Source organism: Streptomyces sp. NPDC028910 (assembly GCF_055564955.1).
Genome location: NZ_JBVHVF010000005.1, coordinates 285445 through 302121, shown reverse-complemented (window position 1 = coordinate 302121; position 16677 = coordinate 285445). Strand labels below are relative to the sequence as shown.

The window sequence follows — 16677 nt, the reverse complement described above, 5'->3', positions numbered from 1 at the left end:
CGTGCCCGCCGCCGGTCGGCTACCGGAAGATGCCGGTGTGGCCGAGCGAGTACCGGCCGGGCTGCGGGTACACGGCGAGCCCGTGCGGGCCGCCGCCCACCGGGATCCGGGCGCGCTGCTTGCCGGTCACGGTGTCGATCGCGTAGACCTCGGAGTTGTAGCGGCCCGACAGCCACAGCACTTTGCCGTCGGCGGAGACGCCGCCCATGTCGGGGCTGCCGCCGTCCGGCAGCGTCCACTTCTTGGTGAGCTTGTTCTGCGGGAAGTTGAAGACCGAGACGGTGCCTTCGCCCCGGTTGGAGATGTACATCTCCTTGGAGTCGCGGCTCACGTACAGGCCGTGGCAGCCCTTCCCGGTGGGCAGCAGCTTGGGCGTCTCGAAGGTGTCTCCGCTGAGCACCCACATCCCGTGCGCCATCATGTCCGCGACGTAGAAGGTCTTTCCGTCCGGAGAGACCTTCACGTCCTGCGGCATCGCGCCCTCGAACGGCAGTTTCTGCTGGCCGATGACCTCCATCTTCTCGGTGTCGACCTTGAGGAGTTCGCCGGAGAACTCGCAACTCACGATGAAGTAGCGCCCGTCGGCCGAGAAGTCGGCGTGGTTGACGCCGTAACAGGTCACGGGGACGGTCTTCACGCGGTCCATCGTGTGCGGATCACGGAAGACCAGCTCTTTGTCCATCGAGGCCATGACGATCGCGTACTTGCCGTTCGGCGTGAAGTACAGGTTGTACGGGTCGTGCACCTCGACGGGCTTTCCGGCCTCCCCGGTGGCCGGGTTGATCGGGGTGAGCGTGTGGCCGCGGTTGTTGTTGACCCACAGGGTCTTCAAGTCCCAGGAGGGGACCACGTGCTGGGGCTGGATCCCGACCGGGATGGTGTCGATGACCTGGTAGGTCTCCGGGTCGATGACGGACACCGTGTTGGAGGCGGTGTTCGGCACGTAGACGCGGGACGGGAAGTCCTTGACCACCGGGGAGAGCATGCCCGGCCGGTCCGCCGCGTAGACGTCATTCGGATCGAGGAGCGGCGGCATTCCGGGCAGGCCGGGCGGCACGGCCGGCACATCCTTGGCGCGCTCGGCCGGGCCCTTGGAGCCGAGGGCCTCGGCAGGCCCCTTGTCGGCTGATCCGCAGCCTGCGAGGGCGGCGAGGACCAGACCGGCCAGCAGCACGCCGGCTTTCCGGGGAAGGCGGGTGGTCGTCATGGGGTCAGCAGCTCCGTGGTGGTCACCGCGCGCAGTCTGCGGCGCGCGAGTTCTTCGAGGAGGGGAGGCATCGCGTCGACCGTGTCCGCGTAGCCGAAGTGCAGGCTCACCACCGATCCGGGCCGGATCGTCCCGGTGACGGTGCGGATGACGGCCGCGGCGCCGGGCGAGGTGAAGTCGAGGGAGTCCACGTCGTACGAGAGGACGTGCGGGTAGCCGGCCCGCTGGGCCAGTTTCTGGACGAGCGGGGTCGCGTACTGCGTCTGGGAGGGGCGGAACCAGGTTCCGATGGAGCCGGTGAGCCGCTTGAGCCGCTGGGCGCAGCCGGTGATCTCGGCGTAGGCCTCCGCCTCGGGCATGTCGTTGACCGCGAGGTGGCGCTGGGTGTGGTTGCCGAGCTCGTGACCGCCGTCGAGGACCCGTCGGGCCATGTCCGGGTGGGCGTCGAGCCAGGCCCCGATCGCCAGTACGGTGACCCGCGCACCCCCTTTCTCGGCCGCGGCCAGTACCGCCCGGGCGATGGCGGGGTCCCCGTTGCCGTGGAAGGTGAGGGCGACCCGGGGACGGTCGCGCGGACCGTGGGCGATCTCGACGGGCTGCCCGGCGAACCGGCGCGGGACGGGCGCGGCCGCCTGCGCCGGCCGGACCGTTCGGGCCGGACCCGGGGGCGGGGCGGAGGGCGCGGCGGCGGGGCGACCCGGTCCGCAGGCGGCGGTGAGACCGGCCGCCGCGACGCCGGCCGCCCCGAGGGTGGCCGCGCGCAGTGTCGCGCGCAGGGCCGCGCGGCGGCCTGGATGTGAGAGCACCTGCCCATTTAAGGGGCGGATGACCTGGAAGGTAATGATTGACCCAATTCGTGACGTTCACAGAAGGGGGCCAACAGGGTGGTCCGACCGCTACGTGATCAACGATTTACTCAGCGCACTCGATAGTTATTCATAGATTGCGAGGCGAGTGGCCCAACTCACCTAGGATTTAGCTGGAAAGTCTTATGCTTTGCACACTTATGTCCAAGTAGGGACTTTTGGCGTTTGAACCCTCGTCTGCCATAGTCGGAACCACGACTTCCCATTGACCCGAGCGAAGTCGCCACGCCGAGGATCACACCCCCTTCGATCCTCGGCGCACCCATGAAGCCCCCACACCGCCCCACACGGCGCACGGGGGCTTCAGGCGTTCTGGCGGTCGGCGACCCGCATCTCGAACCAGGTGATCTTCCCGCGCGGCAGCAGATCGGCGCCCCAGCGGTCGGACAGTTTGTCGACGAGGAAGAGGCCCCGGCCCGTGGTGTCCAGCTCATGCACCGGCATCAGGCAGGGCAGCCCGCGCGAGGGGTCGCGCACCTCCACCCGGATCCAGCCGCGGCGCCGCAGCAGGCGTAAGCCGAAGGAGCGGGCCCCGGTGTGCCGGACCGCGTTGCCGACGAGCTCGGAGACGAGCAGGACGGCGTGCTCGGCGATCTGCGGCGAGAGGCCCCAGAGGCGGACCACCACGCACTGGGTGAGCCGGCGCGCCGTACTCGCCGATTCCGGCATGGACGGCAACGTCACTTCCGCCTCGGCCGGATTCCCGTGCAACTCCAGCGCCTTGAGGCCCTGTTCGTCCTCAAGAGCCGCCGTGAGCCGTACCGCCGAAGCGCTGCCGCGCTGCCGCGGCTGTTCCACACCCTCCAGGCCCGCCATGCACCCATCATGGACGGCCGACCCGCCCCTCCGGGCCGTTCCACAGGAAAACACCCCCCGGATTCAACGAACCCGGGAGGGTGTCCTGTCATATGCGGGAGGCAACCAGGGGCCACAGCGGCCGCGTTGACCTGCGGTGACCCTCCGGACGGAAGTGATCACTCACAGTGGATCACCGTTTCTGCTTAAGGCCGCCTTAAGGCCCGGCTAATCCACCCCCAGGGAGGACCGGCGGGCCGGACCTCACACGAACTTCGCCTTGCCCGGGCCCTCTTCGACGAAGCTGCGCATGCCGCGCTCGCGGTCCTCGGTGGCGAACAGGCCCGCGAACCAGTTGCGTTCGATGGTGAGCCCGGTGTCGATGTCGGCCTCCAGGCCCGCGTCCACGCACTCCTTGGCGGCGCGCAGCGCGATCGCCGGCCCCTGCGCCAGCTTGGCGGCCCAGGCGTGCGCCTGCTCGTACACCTCGGCGGCGGGCACGACCCGGTCGACCATGCCCAGGGTGAGCGCCTCGTCGGCCTTGACCATGCGCCCGGTGAAGATCAGGTCCTTGGCCCTGGACGGGCCGACCAACCGGGACAGCCGCTGGGTGCCGCCCGCGCCGGGGATCAGGCCGAGCAGGATCTCGGGCTGGCCGAGCTTCGCGTTGTCGGCGGCGATCCGGTAGTCGGCGCACAGCGCGAGCTCGCAACCGCCGCCCAGCGCATAGCCGGTGATGGCCGCGACGACGGGCTTGGGGATGCGGGCGACGGCGGTGAAGGCGTCCTGCAGCGCGCGGGACCGGGCGACCATCGCCGCGTGGTCCATCGTCTGCATCTCCTTGATGTCCGCGCCCGCCGCGAACACCTTCTCGCCGCCGTAGAGGATGACCGCGCGGACATCGGCCCGGTCGGTCGCCTCCACCGCGAGCTCGCGCAGCCGGTCCTGGGTGGCGATGTCCAGGGCGTTCATGGGCGGCCGGTCCAGGCGGATGGTGCCGACGCCTTCGGAGACTTCGAGAGAGAGGGTCATACGGGCCAGGTTAGCGCCGGTTAACCGAAGGTGGCCCGGTGCTGTGGGTCACAGCACCGGGCCACCAGGACCACCGGGAAGAGGTGGTTACTTGATCCACTCCGCCCACGGCATGTTCCAGCCGTTGAGGCCGTTGTCCGGGGCGATCTGCTTGTCCTTCGAGTTCTTCACGATGACCACGTCGCCGATCAGCGACTCGTTGAAGAACCAGGCCGCCGGGGCGTTGGGGTCACCGCCGCCGCGCTGGTCGCGCAGGCCCACGCAGCCGTGGCTGACGTTCGCGGAGCCGAAGGTCCCCGAGGAGGCCCAGTAGTTGCCGTGGACGAAGGTGCCCGAGTTCGACAGGCGCATGGCGTGCGGGACGTCGGCGATGTCGTACTCGCCGCCGAAGCCGACGGTCGCGCCGTTCATCCGGGTCACCTTGTACTTCTCGCTGATGACCATCTGCCCGTTGTACGTGGTGGTCGCCGGGGCGCCCGCCGTGATCGGGATGGTCTTGAGCACCTGGCCGTCGCGGACGACCTGCATCTGCTTCTCGCTCGCGTCGACCGTGGAGATCTGGGAGCGGCCGATGGTGAAGGTGACCGTACGGGTCTGCTTGCCGTAGACCCCCGGGCGGCCTTCGACTCCGTCGAGGGCGAGCTTCACGGTGACCTTGGTGCCCGCGGCCCAGTAGTTCTCGGGGCGGAAGTCGAGGCGGTCGTTGCCGAACCAGTGGCCCTCGATCGGCACGGACGGCTCGGCCGTCACCGTGATGGCCTTCTCGACGGCTTCGGGGTTGGTGATCCCGCGGGTGAAGTTGATCGAGACCGGCATGCCCACGCCGACGGTCGAACCGTCCTCCGGCGTGTAGTGGCCGATGAAGGTGTTCGTCGGGGTCAAGGTGGTGAAGGTGGTGTCCTTGGCGGACTCCCGGCCGGCCTCGTCCTTGGCGACCGCGTGCACCTTGTACTCGGTGGCCGAGGCCAGGTGACGGACCGGCTCCCAGCTGGCGCCGTCGTCGGCGATCTTGCCCTCGACCGCGTTGCCCTTGGTGTCGGCGACGGTCACCGTGGTGAGCTTGCCGCCCGTGCTCGATATCTTCAGGACGCCGCTGGTGGCGACCTCCTTGGCCCCGTCGTCGGGCTTGACGCTGACGACGGCCTGGGAGGCCTCGGTACCGGCCTTGCCGCCACCACCGCCGTTGTCGCCGCCGCTGCCGCTGCTGTCACCGCCGCCACCGCCGCTGCAGGCGGTGGTGAACAGCAGGGCCGCCCCCAGCAGGAGGGCCGGCAGGCCGGTGCGGGCGCGGCCGCGTATCGGCTGCAGGTTCACTCGTGTTCTCCCCATGTCCCCCGCGCGCGGACAGTCGCGCGCATGTCGACATGCAACCACACGGGGGGATCACGAAGAGCCACGGTCTTGTCACCGTTCCGTCCCAACTGCGGGAGCGGCCCGGGGCGGTGTCGCGGGTCAGTCCTCGGTGCCGGGTTTGGCGCCCCAGACGTAGACGTCGTCGCCCTCGGTCAGCAGGTCCCAGAGGCGTGCCGCGTCGGCTTCGGTGAGGTTGACGCAGCCGGCGGAACCGCCGTGGGCGTAGAGGTAGCCGGGGCGGCCGTGCAGGGCCTGTCCCCCGTCGAAGAACTGGGCGTACGGCATGGGCGAGTTGGCGTACAGCGTGGAGGTGTGGTGCTTGCTGCGCCAGTACACCTCGTGCCAGCCGGTGCGGGTCTCCTGGGTGTCGCGGCCGGTGCGGATGGGCACGACCGGGAAGACGATCCTGCTGCCCTGCTGCACCCACAGCAGCTGCCGGTCCATGTCCACGCACGTCACGCGGTACGTGCGTACGGGGCAGTCGCCGGCGGCGTTGGGGTCCGGACGGGCGGTCACGACGAGCATCGTGCGGTAAGTGGCCACGCCCGGGTAGCCGTTCGCGGGGGTGACGCCGTTCGTCCGCTGGAAGGTGCGGACCGCGTAGCAGTCCGCCGGGGACTGCACCCCGTCGACCGGACGGCCCAGGTGCTCCTCCAGCTCCCGCTGGTAGGGGCCGGTGCCCGCCGTACAAGCGCGCTCCGACTCCGGGGCCGCCACCGCCGGGGACGGGTTCAGACCCGCGAGTACGAGCAGGGCGCCGCCGAGAACGGCCGCCCTGGCCAGGGAACCTGTCACCTGATGTGTAGCCATCCGGGCCTCCTCCGGCCCGCCGGCCGGACCGTCACGGCCCAGCTAACCCGCCGGGCGCGGGTGGGGCCCGCGGGGATGCGCCGGCGGGGTGAGGAGGTCACTCCCCCGGCGCACCGCGGGCGCGGCTCAACCCTTGCGGCGGTACTCGTCCTGGCGGGGGGCGCTGTAGTCGTCGCGCTCGTTGTAGCGGGTGATCACGAGCCGCCGGTCCGGGGTCTCGCCGTCCAGCCACCGCGGACCGGTCACCGGGTCTTCCGGCAGCACGTAGCCCTCGGGGACGTCCGTCTCGACGAGGTAGTACCAGCCGTCGGCGAGCCGGTCGAAGTCGCAGATGCCGTCGTCGTCGGTGGCGCAGCCGGGCCTGACCCGCTGGTCGGCGTTGATGCCACGGGTCTGGAGGCCCGCGGTGCTGTTGGTCTCCTTCCAGACCTCGAACACCGCGCCGTGCAGCGGCCACTCGGTCTTCTCGTCCTTCTTCAGGACCCGGATCCGCCCGCTGTACGCCGCGTCCGTCCTGCGGTTGGGGACGTTGACGACCAGAGCCTCCGTGCCCCGGTCCGCGGCGAGATAGAAGGCGGTGACCGGTTCCTCGGGCCGCTCGTAGCCGGCGGCGACGTCGGCCTCCAGCCAGTAGTACGACTCCCCGGTCGCCAGCTCCACCGTGCAGGTGCCCTGGGCGTCGGTCACGCAGGCGGCTTCGTGCTTCTCGTCCGGGCCCGGCCCCGTGGTCTGGAGCCCGGGCCGGTCGTTGAGCTCCCGCCACAGCTCGAACCGCGCGCCGGGCAGGGGTGCTCCGGTGTCGAGGTCCGTGTTCCGCAGCACCACCGTGGCGCTGCCGGCCGCAGCCGGTAGCGGCGCTGCGGGCCGTACGGCCGTCGGGGCGGGGGGAGCCGGGGCGGGCGGAACCGGCCCGTCCGTGCCCGCGGAATGGGCCGGCGCCGCCGCGACGAGCACCGCCGCGGCGGCGAGGCCGAGTGGCCACGCCCTTGCTGTCCTGGCTGCCATGCCGCTCCGTCCGTCGCCTGGGGCTGCTCTGCCCCTGACAGGCTGCGGGGAGACTCGTACGCACATGCGGGAGGACACTCGGCCGCTACGGCATTCCGGTCACACGAATCACCCTTCCGTGCCGCTCAGGCGATGGCGGAGCCGGCGACCCAGTCCGCCCAGGACATGTTCCAGCCGCCCAGCCCGTTGTCGGGGGCGACCGTCTTGTCCTGCGAGTTCACGACCTCCACCACGTCCCCGATCAGTGTCCGGTCGAAGAACCAGCCGGCCGGGGTGTCCGAGCCACCGCCCTTGTCGTCGCGCAGGCCCACGCAGCCGTGGCTCATGTTGCTGCTGCCGAAGGTGTCGGGGCTGAGCCAGTAGTTCCCGTGCAGGAAGGTCCCGGAGGAGGTGAGCCGCATGGCGTGCGGGACGTCGGGGATGTCGTACTCGCCGCCGAATCCGACGGTCTGGCCGTTCATCCGGGTGACGTCGAACATCTCCATCACCACCATCTTCCCGTTGTACGTGGTGGTCTTGGGCGCTCCGGCGCTGATCGGCACGGTCGACAGCAGCTCCCCGTCCCGGCGGACCTCCATGGTGTGCGCGGCCGCGTCCACCCTGGAGATCTGGGAGCGGCCGACGGTGAAGGTGATGGTCTTGGCCTGGATGCCGTACGAACCGGGCGCGCCCTCGACGTCGCGCAGTTTCATCTTGACGGTGACCCGGGTGCCGGCCTTCCAGTACTCCTTGGGCCGGAAGTCGAGCCGCTCCTTGCCGAACCAGTGGCCGATGACCTGCACGGCGGGGTCGGAGGTGACGGTGATGGCCCGTTCCACTTCCGCGCGGCGCTCGATGGCGCGGTTGAACTTGAAGGAGACGATCATGCCGGTGCCGACGGTGGAGCGGTTCTCGGGCTTGAAGTAGCCGATGAACCGCTCCTCGGGAACGTAGGTGGTGAAGGTCGTGTGCCGGGCCTGGCGGCGGTTGTGTCCGTCGAGGGCGACGGCGTCCACGGTGTACTTGGCCGCGAGGGCGAGCCGGCCGGATTCCGGGTCGGGGCTCCAGCTGAGCCCGTCGGCGGCGATGGTGCCGGGGACCTCTTCCCGCTGGGCGTCCTCCACCTTGGTGACCACGACCCGCTCCAGCCGGCCCTCGGGCACGGTGACCGACAGCCGGCCGTCGGCCGCAACCCCCTTGGCGTTGTCGTCGGGGGTGATGCGGATGGCCTCGTCCGGCGAGCGGGGTTTGCCGGGCAGCTGGATCTCGACCGGGGACCTGCCGTCCTCGGTGCATCCGGCCAGACCGCCCAGGAGGCCCGCCCATGCCGCCACGGCGGCCAAGCCCGCCCCTGCCCGCCTCGTCAGAAGTGTCACGATCCTTCCAACGACCGGCCCCTCCGGGGGAAACGTGAGCGCGGGGCACGTTCCGGGCAGAACAGTCCGGGCAGAACAGTGTGAAGGACCATACGGGGGCGGGCCCAGGCCGGGACGCCGGGGCCGCACTTTCCGCTACCCCCGCCGGTACCGAGGAGCCGTGGAGGCGGGCAGTGTCGAGCGCAGCCGAGCAAGAGGCGGTGGAAGCCGTCAGCAACGCCGTCGAAGCGGTGCGGAGCGGCCAGGCCGCGCCCGTACCGCAGGTCGACGGTGAACCGGGGGGTCACCCGAACGGCCGACCCCACGGCCAGACGAACGGCCAGACGAACGGCCAGGTCAAGGGGCAGGTGATACGAGCACACGCGCGCCCGGCGGCGCCACCGGTGTGGCCGGGGTCCGCGCATCCCCTGGGGGCCCGATTCCACCACGGTCCGGACGGGACCGCGGGCACCAACTTCGCGGTGTGGGCACAGGGCGCGGAGGCGGTGGAGGTGTGCCTGTTCGACGGGGACGGCTCCGAGAGCAGCGAGGTCCGCTGCGCCCTGACGGAGCTCACGCACGAGATCTGGCACGGCTTCGTGCCGGGCGTGCGCCCCGGGCAGCGGTACGGATTGCGGGTGCACGGCCGCTGGGACCCCTGGACGGGCGCCCGGTACAACCCGGCGAAGCTGCTCCTGGACCCGTACGCGCGGGCCGTCGACGGAGACTTCACGCTGCCGCCGGAGGTGTACGGGCACGTCCGGGACTGGCCGCAGCAGTACATCGCGGACACCGTGCGCGACGACCGGGACTCCGCGCCGTTCGTCCCGAAGGGCGTGGTCGTCCACGATGACGACGACTGGGCGGACGACGTCCGGCCGAAGACCCCGTGGGCCGATTCGGTGATCTACGAGCTGCACGTGCGCGGCTTCACGATGCGCCATCCGGGTATTCCCGAGGAACTGCGCGGCACCTACGCGGGCCTCGCCCATCCGGCCGCGATCGAGCACCTGACGAAGCTGGGCGTGACGGCGGTCGAGCTGCTGCCGGTACACCAGTTCGCGCACGAGGACCACCTGCTGCGCCGCGGCCTGCGCAACTACTGGGGCTACAACTCGATCGGCTACTTCGCCCCGCACGCCGGGTACTCGTCGAGCGGTACGGCCGGCCAGCAGGTCGGGGAGTTCAAGCGGATGGTCCGCGCGCTCCACGCGGCCGGGATCGAGGTCATCCTCGACGTGGTCTACAACCACACGGCGGAGGCGGGCGAGCTGGGACCCACGCTGTCGCTGCGCGGGATCGACAACCGGGGCTACTACCGGCTCCAGTCCGACCAGCGCCGGTACGCCGACTACACGGGCTGCGGGAACACCCTGCACGCGGGGCGCCCGCACGTGCTGCGCCTCATCACGGACTCGCTGCGCTACTGGGTCACGGAGATGGGGGTGGACGGCTTCCGCTTCGACCTGGCGGCGGCGCTGGCCCGCTCGATGCACGACGTGGACATGCTGTCGCCGTTCCTGGCGGTCATCGCGCAGGACCCGGTGCTGCGGCGGGTCAAGCTGATCGCCGAGCCGTGGGACGTGGGCTCGGGCGGCTACCAGGTGGGGGCGTTCCCGCCGCTGTGGACGGAGTGGAACGACCGCTACCGCGATGCCGTACGGGACTTCTGGCGGGGTGCGCTGCCCGACGTACGGGATCTGGGCTACCGGCTGTCGGGGTCGAGCGACCTGTACGCGTGGGGCGGGCGGCGCCCGTACGCCTCGGTGAACTTCGTGACGGCGCACGACGGTTTCACCCTGCGGGACATGGTGTCCTACGAGCGCAAGCACAACGAGGCGAACGGGGAGGCGAACCGGGACGGGACCAACGACAACCGCTCGTGGAACTGCGGGGCCGAGGGCGAGACGGACGACGCGCGGATCGGGGCGCTGCGCCGCCGTCAGCTGCGCAACCTGCTGACCACCCTGCTGCTGTCGACGGGGGTGCCGATGCTGGTGGCGGGCGACGAGTTCGGGCGTACGCAGGGCGGCAACAACAACGCGTACTGCCAGGACAACGAGACGGGGTGGGTGGACTGGTCGCTCCTGTCGGACCCGGCCTGGCAGTCGCTCCTCGCCCTGACCTCCCGGCTGATCTCGCTGCGGCACGCCCATCCGGTGTTGCGGCGGCGGGCGTTCTTCTCGGGGCGACCGCAGGGGGTGGACGGGCTGCGGGACCTGGCCTGGTTCACGCCGGCGGGCGTGGAGATGACGGAGCGGGACTGGTACGCCCCGGCCGCCGCGCTCGGGATGTACCTGTCGGGCCGGGACATCCCCGGCCGGGACGAGCGGGGCCGCCAGGTGACGGACGACAGCTTCCTGGCCCTCCTGCACACCGGGGACCGGCCGATGGCGTGGGTGCTGCCGGGGGCGCCGTGGGCGGAGGCGTACGAGCTCGTCCTGGACACCTCCCTGGAGGCCCAGTCCACCGCCCCGGGCACCCGTCACCGCGGCGGGGAGAGTCTGACGGTTCCGGCCCGCTCGGTCCTCCTGTTCCGGGTCAGCGAGCCGCCACCGCCGGGGGCGTCCGCCTGAGGCGGGCGCGGGCGGCGTACGGCTGCTTCCGGACGTACGCCGGCGTCCGCAACGGACGCCCTCGCGCGCCCTGCGATGATGTGTTCGACATCGTCACTGAGGGGGTCCGTGCATGGGCAGAGTCACCACCGCGCTGCGGGAGCTGCGCGGGGCGCAGAAGCCGGCGAAGGGAGTGTCGCTCTACTCGCGGTTCGTCAACCGGCCCGCCGGGCGGTACCTGGCCGCCGTTTCGCACGCGCTCGGGCTCACCCCGAACCAGGTGACGCTGATCAGCGCCGCCTTCAGCTTCGCGGCCGCGGCGGCGGTCGCGCTGAGCGCGCCCTCGTGGGGGCTGGGCATCGCGGTGTGGGCCGCGCTCGCCGTCGGTTTCGCCTTCGACTCCGCCGACGGGCAGCTGGCCCGGCTGCGCGGGGGTGGCAGCGCCGCGGGCGAGTGGCTCGACCACGTCGTGGACTGCGCCAAGCTCACCGCGCTGCACACCTGCGTGCTGATCGCCTTCTACCGCTTCCCCGAGGCGTACGGGACCGGCGGGGACGGCTGGCTGCTGGTGCCGCTGGGCTTCCAGTTCGCCGCGGTCGTCACCTTCTTCGGCGGGCTGCTGACCGAGAAGCTCAAGCCCAGGGCGGCCCCGGGAAGCGCCGCCGCGCCGTCGACCGTGCGTGCGGTGGCCTTGCTGCCCGTGGACTACGGGGTCTTCTGCGTGGTGTTCCTGCTGCTCGGCGGCGGGGAGCTGTTCGCCCGCGCGTACGCGGGGCTGGGCGTGGTCGCCGGGCTGTTCCTGCTGGCGTTCCTGGCGAAGTGGTTCCGGGAGCTCAGCGCCGTTCCCCGGTGACCTGACCGGGGATCGCGGGTTCCGCGAGCGCGTCCAGCGCCCGGCGCAGCTGGGTGCTGGACGTGTGCACGGTGTAGGGGAAGTAGACGACGTCGACGCCGTGGGTGGCGAAGTCCTTCTCCAGCCGGTCGCCCTTGGGGGTGCCCCGCCAGTCGTCGCCCTTGAAGATGACGTCGAAGCGGACCTGCTTCCAGGTCTCCACCTTGTCCGGGACGGTCTCGACGAAGGCGGCGTCGACGTACTTCACGCTGCGGACGATCTCCAGTCGCTCGACGAGCGGGATCATCGGACGGCGCCCCTTGGCGAGTTCGGCCATTTCGTCGGAGACCACTCCGGCGACCAGGTAGTCGCACTGACTCCGGGCGTGCCGGAGGATGTTGAGATGCCCGATGTGGAACAGATCGTAGGCGCCCGGTGCGTAGCCGACCCGATACGGTCTGCGCGATGGCGCGCCAAAGTCGGACATGTCCCGCTCCGTCATCTTTACCCCCAGCAGCCACACCCCCCGGTGCAGCGGATTAGCAGACAATAGCGTGCACGTTCCGCGCCAGGCGGGTGAACGAATAGGGTGACGTGCGCATCATCCAGGGGAGAAGGGGACGCTCAGTGTCCAGATCCGGCCACCGGCGCCTGCTGCTGGTTTCCACCAATTACGCTCCGGAGCACGCGGGGATCGGCCCGTACGCCACCCAGATCGCGGAGCACTGGGCGGATCTCGGCCACGAGACGCACGTGCTGGCGGGCATGCCGCACTACCCCGCGTGGTCGCTGGAGCCGGAGTACAAGGGGGCGCTACGGCGCACGGAGCAGCGCGCGGGAGTCACCGTGCACCGGCGTGCGCACACCGTGCCGCCGCGCCAGACCGCCGTGAAGCGGGCCCTGTTCGAAGGATCGATTCTGCTGCACGGCGCCGTGGCCCCGCCCCGGATGCCCAGGCCGGACGCGGTGCTCGCCCAGATGCCCAGCCTGGCCGGCGGGGTGCTCGCCGCCCGGCTCGCGGCGCGGTGGAAGGTCCCGTACGTCCCGGTCGTCCAGGACCTGATGGGCGCGGCCGCCGCGCAGAGCGGGATCAGCGGCGGCGACAAGGCGGCCGCGATCGCCGGCCGCGCCGAGGCGTACGCCCTCAAGCGGGCCACCCTCGTCGGTGTCATCCACGAGACCTTCGTGGACCGGGTCGTCGGCATGGGCGTGGACCCGGGCAGGATCCGCCTGGTGCCCAACTGGTCCCATGTGGCGGTGCCCACCAAGCCGCGCGGCGAGACCCGCCGCCACCTCGGCTGGGCCCCCGGCGAGACCGTCGTCCTGCACTCCGGGAACATGGGCCTCAAGCAGGGCCTCGAAGTCCTCGTCGGCGCCGCCCGGCTGGACCCGCGCGTCCGCTTCGTCCTGATGGGTGACGGCAGCCAGCGCGCGGCGCTCGCCGACCTCGCGGCCGACGTACCGAACCTGGACATCATCCCCCCTGCCGCTGACGGCGAGTTCCCGGATATCCTCGCCGCGGCGGACGTGCTCGCGGTGACGCAGCACGCCGCCGTCCTGGACATGAGCGTGCCGTCGAAACTCACCTCCTACTTCCAGACCGGCCGGCCCGTCGTCGCCTCCGTGGCGGCGGAGGGGGGAACCGCCCAGGAGGTGGAACGCTCGGGCGCGGGGGTGCTCGTACCGCCGGAGGACCCCGAGGCCCTGCTGAAGGCCGTACGGGCCCTGGCCGAGGACCCGGAAGGCGCGGACGCACTGGGAGCGGCCGGACCCCGCCACGTGGCGGCCCATCTGAGCCGCGATGCGGGCCTGGCCCGCATCGACGCACTGATAGACGAAGCACTTGGGGGGCCCCGGCCGTGATCGAGACGAACCGCCCTGCAGCGGCACCGGCCGACGACGAACCCGATCTCCTCAGAGACCAGTTCCGCCAGCTCCTGCGCTACCGCAGGCTCATCGGCGCGGGCATCGGGATCGGTCTGCTGGGCGGCGTCTACCTCGGCATCTCCACGGCCGACACCTACGTCGCGACCGCCGACGTCGTGCTGCGCGCGCCCACCGACGACCCGTTCAACCCGAGCCTCGCCCCCGACAAGGCGATCAACATCGGCTCGGAGCGCCAGGTCGCGCTCAGCTCCTCCATAGCCAACGAGGCGGCGAAGAAGCTCGGGGTGTCCGCGTCCGGCTTCGCGGCCCTGCGCAGCGGTCTGCAGGTGACCAACCCGCCGCAGACCATGGTGCTGCGCTTCACCTACACGGCGTCCTCCCCCAAGGAGGCCGCCAAGCGCGCCAACGCGATGACCGAGGCGTACCTGCTCAAGCGGCAGGAGGCCCTCGACGCCACCCGCGACAAGATGGTCAAGGGCTACAAGGACCAGCGCGATCCGGTCGCCAAGCAACTCGACGAGCTCTCCAAGGAGATCGCCCGGATGCCGGCCGGCGCCGGGCGCGACGCGGCCACCTCCGCCAAGACCGACCTGCAGAGCGAGGTCGGCGGCTACAACGGCAAGATCACCAAGCTGGAAGCGCTCGACATGACCCCGGGCCGGGTCACCAGCGCCGCGACCGCGCCCACCGACGCCGACGGGCCCGGGCTCATCATGTCGCTCGCGCTCGGCGCGGCCGTGGGCCTCGCCCTCGGCCTGCTGGCCGCCTGGGTCCGGCTGGTCTTCGACCCGGCGCCGCGCTCCGAGGGCGATGTGGCACGTGCCCTGCGCGCGCCCGTACTGGGCTACCTGCCGCGGGACCGGACGGGCGGCGGGCCCCTGCTCGCCGCCGGCGAGGCCGATCCGCGGCTCGCCGAGGAGTACCGCTCGGTGGCCTTCCGGCTCGCCTACGACTCCCGCTTCGCCGACCGGCGCCGACTGCTCGTCGTCGCCCCGCGCGGCAGCAGCGAGACCGCCGCCGCGGTGGCCGTGAACCTCGCCGCCTCCTTCGCGGAGACCGGCAAGGACGTGCTGCTCATCGAGGCCGACCTGCGCACCCCGGTGCTGGCCAGCCAGTTGCCGACGGACGCCGGCGGCCGGCCCCGCTGGAGCCAGACCCCGGGCAGTGCGACCGCCGCCGGGCGGCACGCGGACTCCGAGTGGCCCGACGGGCGCCAGCTCGTCGTGGACGCCGGGGAGTCCGGCTCCTTCGACCTGATCCCGGGCGACCGGGCGCGCAACGTGCCGCGCGCGCTGACCTCGGCCCGCGCCACCCGGCTGATCTCCGAGGCCGACTCCCCCAACTCCACCGTCGTCGTGCTCGCGCCGCCCGTGCTCTCGTACGCCGACGCCCTTGCCCTCGTCGACCGCGTCGACGGCGTCCTCGTCGTCTGCGACCCGCGCGCCGTCCACCGCACCGATCTGTCCCGGATCCGCGAGCTGATCAGCGGCGCCGGCGGCACGGTGCTCGGCGCGGTGCTGCACGCGCCGCTGCCCGGCGAGAAGCGCGGCCGCGGCAAGGGCAAGGACGGCGCGGCCGCCACCGGCCCGGCCGCGGCCTCCGGCGGCTCCCCGCCGCAGCCCCAGCCGATCCCCTACGAAGTGGCCGAGCCCGAGCAGCACATCCCCGGTGACGGCACCGACACCGTCGCCCTGCGCACCGTCCGCACGGGCCGCAGATGAGCCGACGCGGCCTCGCCGCCGTCGCGTCGGTCCTGGACCAGGCCGCGTCCAGCGCCACGAACATCCTGGTGCTGGTGCTCGCCGCCCGGCTGTCCTCGGCGTCCGGGTTCGCCGACTTCTCGATGGTGTACGTGACGTTCAGCGTGCTCCTCGGGCTGAACATGGCCTACGTCGGCCAGAGCGTGGTCCTGGAGAAGGGCCTGGACGGTCCCGCGGGCGAAGTCGGGGGGAGGCTCGGCGCGGTGTGCCGCTCGGCCGCGGGCTTCACCGCGGCCGCGTCGGCCGCCGTGGGCGCGGTGCTCGTACTGGCGGGCCTCGCGCTCCCCGGGGCCACGGGGCGGGCCTTCCTCGCGCTGGGGCTCGTACTGCCGTTGGTGCTCCTCCAGGACGGCCTGCGGTACTGCTTCTCCGCGCTGCGCGCCCCCGAGCGGGCGCTGGCCGCCGACGCGCTGCGGCTGGTGTGCGCGGTCGCGGCGCTGGCCCTGCAGCCCGAAGGGGCTTCGGCGGGGCGGCTGGTGCTGGTGTGGGGGCTGTCCGCGCTGCCCGCGCTGGCGCTGGGGCTGTGGCTGCTGTGGCCGTACGTACGCGGTTGCCGCGCGGATCTGCGGCCGTATCTGCGGCGGGGGCACCTGGGTCGGCGGTTCGCGGTCGAGTTCGCGGTGGGCAACGGCTCCAGCCAGCTCGCCGTGCTGGGCCTCGGCGTCTTCGCGACACCTCTGGCCGTCGGCGCGCTGCGGGGTGCGACCACCCTCTTCGGGCCGCTGAACGTGCTGTTCAACTCCGCCAACGCGTTCGGGCCGCCGGTACTGGGGCGGCTCGGCGGCAAGCGGGCCACCGTCCGGGTCACGGCGGCGCTGGGCCTGGTGCTGGCCGCGGTCGGCGCGGGCTGGGCCACGGCCCTGTACCTGCTGCCGGACCGGCTGGGCCGGGAACTCCTGGGCGACACCTGGGCGGCGGCGGGCGCGCTGCTGCCGGCGACGGGTGCGCAGTACGCCGTGATGGGGCTCGGGACCTGCGCGCTGCTGACCCTGCGCGTGCTGGCCCCGAAGGCCACGCTGTCCTTGCAGGTGGTCTTCTCCCTGCTGTCCGTGGGGCTGCTGCTGGGCGGCTACGCCCTGTGGGGCGTGGCGGGCGCCGCGTGGGGCCTGGCGGCCGGCTCGGCCCTCAAGGCAGCGGCCGCGTGGTGGCGGGTGGCCCGCCTGAAGGCCCCCGCTCCGCAGGCCGACGACCCTCAGCGGGCCGAAGCCCCCGCGGCCCAGGCCTGAGGCCTCAGGGCTCAG

The 16677-nt window shown here is 71.9% G+C and carries 14 protein-coding genes; 5 read left to right on the top strand and 9 right to left on the bottom strand.

The genetic code is table 11. The features are described from left to right. Positions 1–19 precede the first annotated feature (19 nt). From ACZ4TV_RS10300 to ACZ4TV_RS10265, 8 genes are all read right to left on the bottom strand, one after another. Positions 20–1207, bottom strand: coding sequence for a YncE family protein (locus tag ACZ4TV_RS10300; RefSeq protein WP_468132742.1), 1188 nt, complete (start codon positions 1205–1207; stop codon positions 20–22). Next, positions 1204–2013, bottom strand: a complete 810-nt coding sequence (locus ACZ4TV_RS10295; RefSeq protein WP_468132740.1) for a polysaccharide deacetylase family protein — start codon at positions 2011–2013, stop codon at positions 1204–1206. Before ACZ4TV_RS10295 ends, ACZ4TV_RS10300 begins: the two co-directional genes overlap by 4 nt. 363 nt (positions 2014–2376) lie before the next feature. Next, positions 2377–2889, bottom strand: coding sequence for an ATP-binding protein (locus ACZ4TV_RS10290; RefSeq protein ID WP_468132738.1), 513 nt, complete (start codon positions 2887–2889; stop codon positions 2377–2379). A 243-nt stretch (positions 2890–3132) separates the two neighbouring features. After that, the gene (locus tag ACZ4TV_RS10285; RefSeq protein WP_468132736.1) at positions 3133–3900 is read right to left on the bottom strand and encodes an enoyl-CoA hydratase/isomerase family protein; all 768 of its coding nucleotides are present in this window, start codon (positions 3898–3900) and stop codon (positions 3133–3135) included. A gap of 87 nt (positions 3901–3987) precedes the next feature. Next, the gene (locus ACZ4TV_RS10280; protein ID WP_468132734.1) at positions 3988–5229 is read right to left on the bottom strand and encodes a L,D-transpeptidase; all 1242 of its coding nucleotides are present in this window, start codon (positions 5227–5229) and stop codon (positions 3988–3990) included. 123 nt (positions 5230–5352) lie between these two features. Further along, entirely contained in the window at positions 5353–6063 is a 711-nt protein-coding gene (locus ACZ4TV_RS10275) for a L,D-transpeptidase family protein (RefSeq protein WP_468132732.1), read from the bottom strand. A gap of 126 nt (positions 6064–6189) precedes the next feature. Further along, entirely contained in the window at positions 6190–7068 is an 879-nt protein-coding gene (locus tag ACZ4TV_RS10270) for an MSCRAMM family protein (protein ID WP_468132730.1), read from the bottom strand. Between the two features lie 125 nt (positions 7069–7193). Further along, the gene (locus tag ACZ4TV_RS10265; protein ID WP_468132863.1) at positions 7194–8414 is read right to left on the bottom strand and encodes a L,D-transpeptidase; all 1221 of its coding nucleotides are present in this window, start codon (positions 8412–8414) and stop codon (positions 7194–7196) included. Positions 8415–8596: 182 nt separating this feature from the next. Between ACZ4TV_RS10265 and glgX the strand changes: the two genes are divergently transcribed. Further along, positions 8597–10978 carry a glycogen debranching protein GlgX gene (gene glgX, locus ACZ4TV_RS10260; RefSeq protein WP_468132728.1) on the top strand — a complete coding sequence of 794 codons (2382 nt, stop codon included), beginning with the start codon at positions 8597–8599 and terminating at the stop codon, positions 10976–10978. 112 nt (positions 10979–11090) lie between these two features. Continuing rightward, complete coding sequence (locus ACZ4TV_RS10255; protein ID WP_468132726.1) at positions 11091–11810, top strand: CDP-alcohol phosphatidyltransferase family protein; 720 nt, start codon at positions 11091–11093, stop codon at positions 11808–11810. Here the strand turns inward: ACZ4TV_RS10255 and ACZ4TV_RS10250 are convergent. After that, positions 11791–12276 carry an FAD synthase family protein gene (locus tag ACZ4TV_RS10250; protein ID WP_468132724.1) on the bottom strand — a complete coding sequence of 162 codons (486 nt, stop codon included), beginning with the start codon at positions 12274–12276 and terminating at the stop codon, positions 11791–11793. The two genes, ACZ4TV_RS10255 and ACZ4TV_RS10250, sit on opposite strands and share 20 nt — an antisense overlap. 170 nt (positions 12277–12446) lie before the next feature. Between ACZ4TV_RS10250 and ACZ4TV_RS10245 the strand changes: the two genes are divergently transcribed. Genes ACZ4TV_RS10245 through ACZ4TV_RS10235 form a run of 3 tightly spaced genes read left to right on the top strand, consistent with a single transcriptional unit; the run spans position 12447 to position 16662 of the window. After that, complete coding sequence (locus ACZ4TV_RS10245) at positions 12447–13652, top strand: glycosyltransferase family 4 protein (protein ID WP_468132861.1); 1206 nt, start codon at positions 12447–12449, stop codon at positions 13650–13652. Continuing rightward, complete coding sequence (locus ACZ4TV_RS10240) at positions 13649–15397, top strand: lipopolysaccharide biosynthesis protein (RefSeq protein ID WP_468132722.1); 1749 nt, start codon at positions 13649–13651, stop codon at positions 15395–15397. Before ACZ4TV_RS10245 ends, ACZ4TV_RS10240 begins: the two co-directional genes overlap by 4 nt. After that, positions 15394–16662 (top strand): MATE family efflux transporter, encoded by a 1269-nt coding sequence (locus tag ACZ4TV_RS10235; protein WP_468132720.1) that lies wholly within the window; start codon positions 15394–15396, stop codon positions 16660–16662. The genes ACZ4TV_RS10240 and ACZ4TV_RS10235 overlap by 4 nt, the downstream gene beginning before the upstream one ends. The last annotated feature ends 15 nt before the right edge of the window (positions 16663–16677 follow it).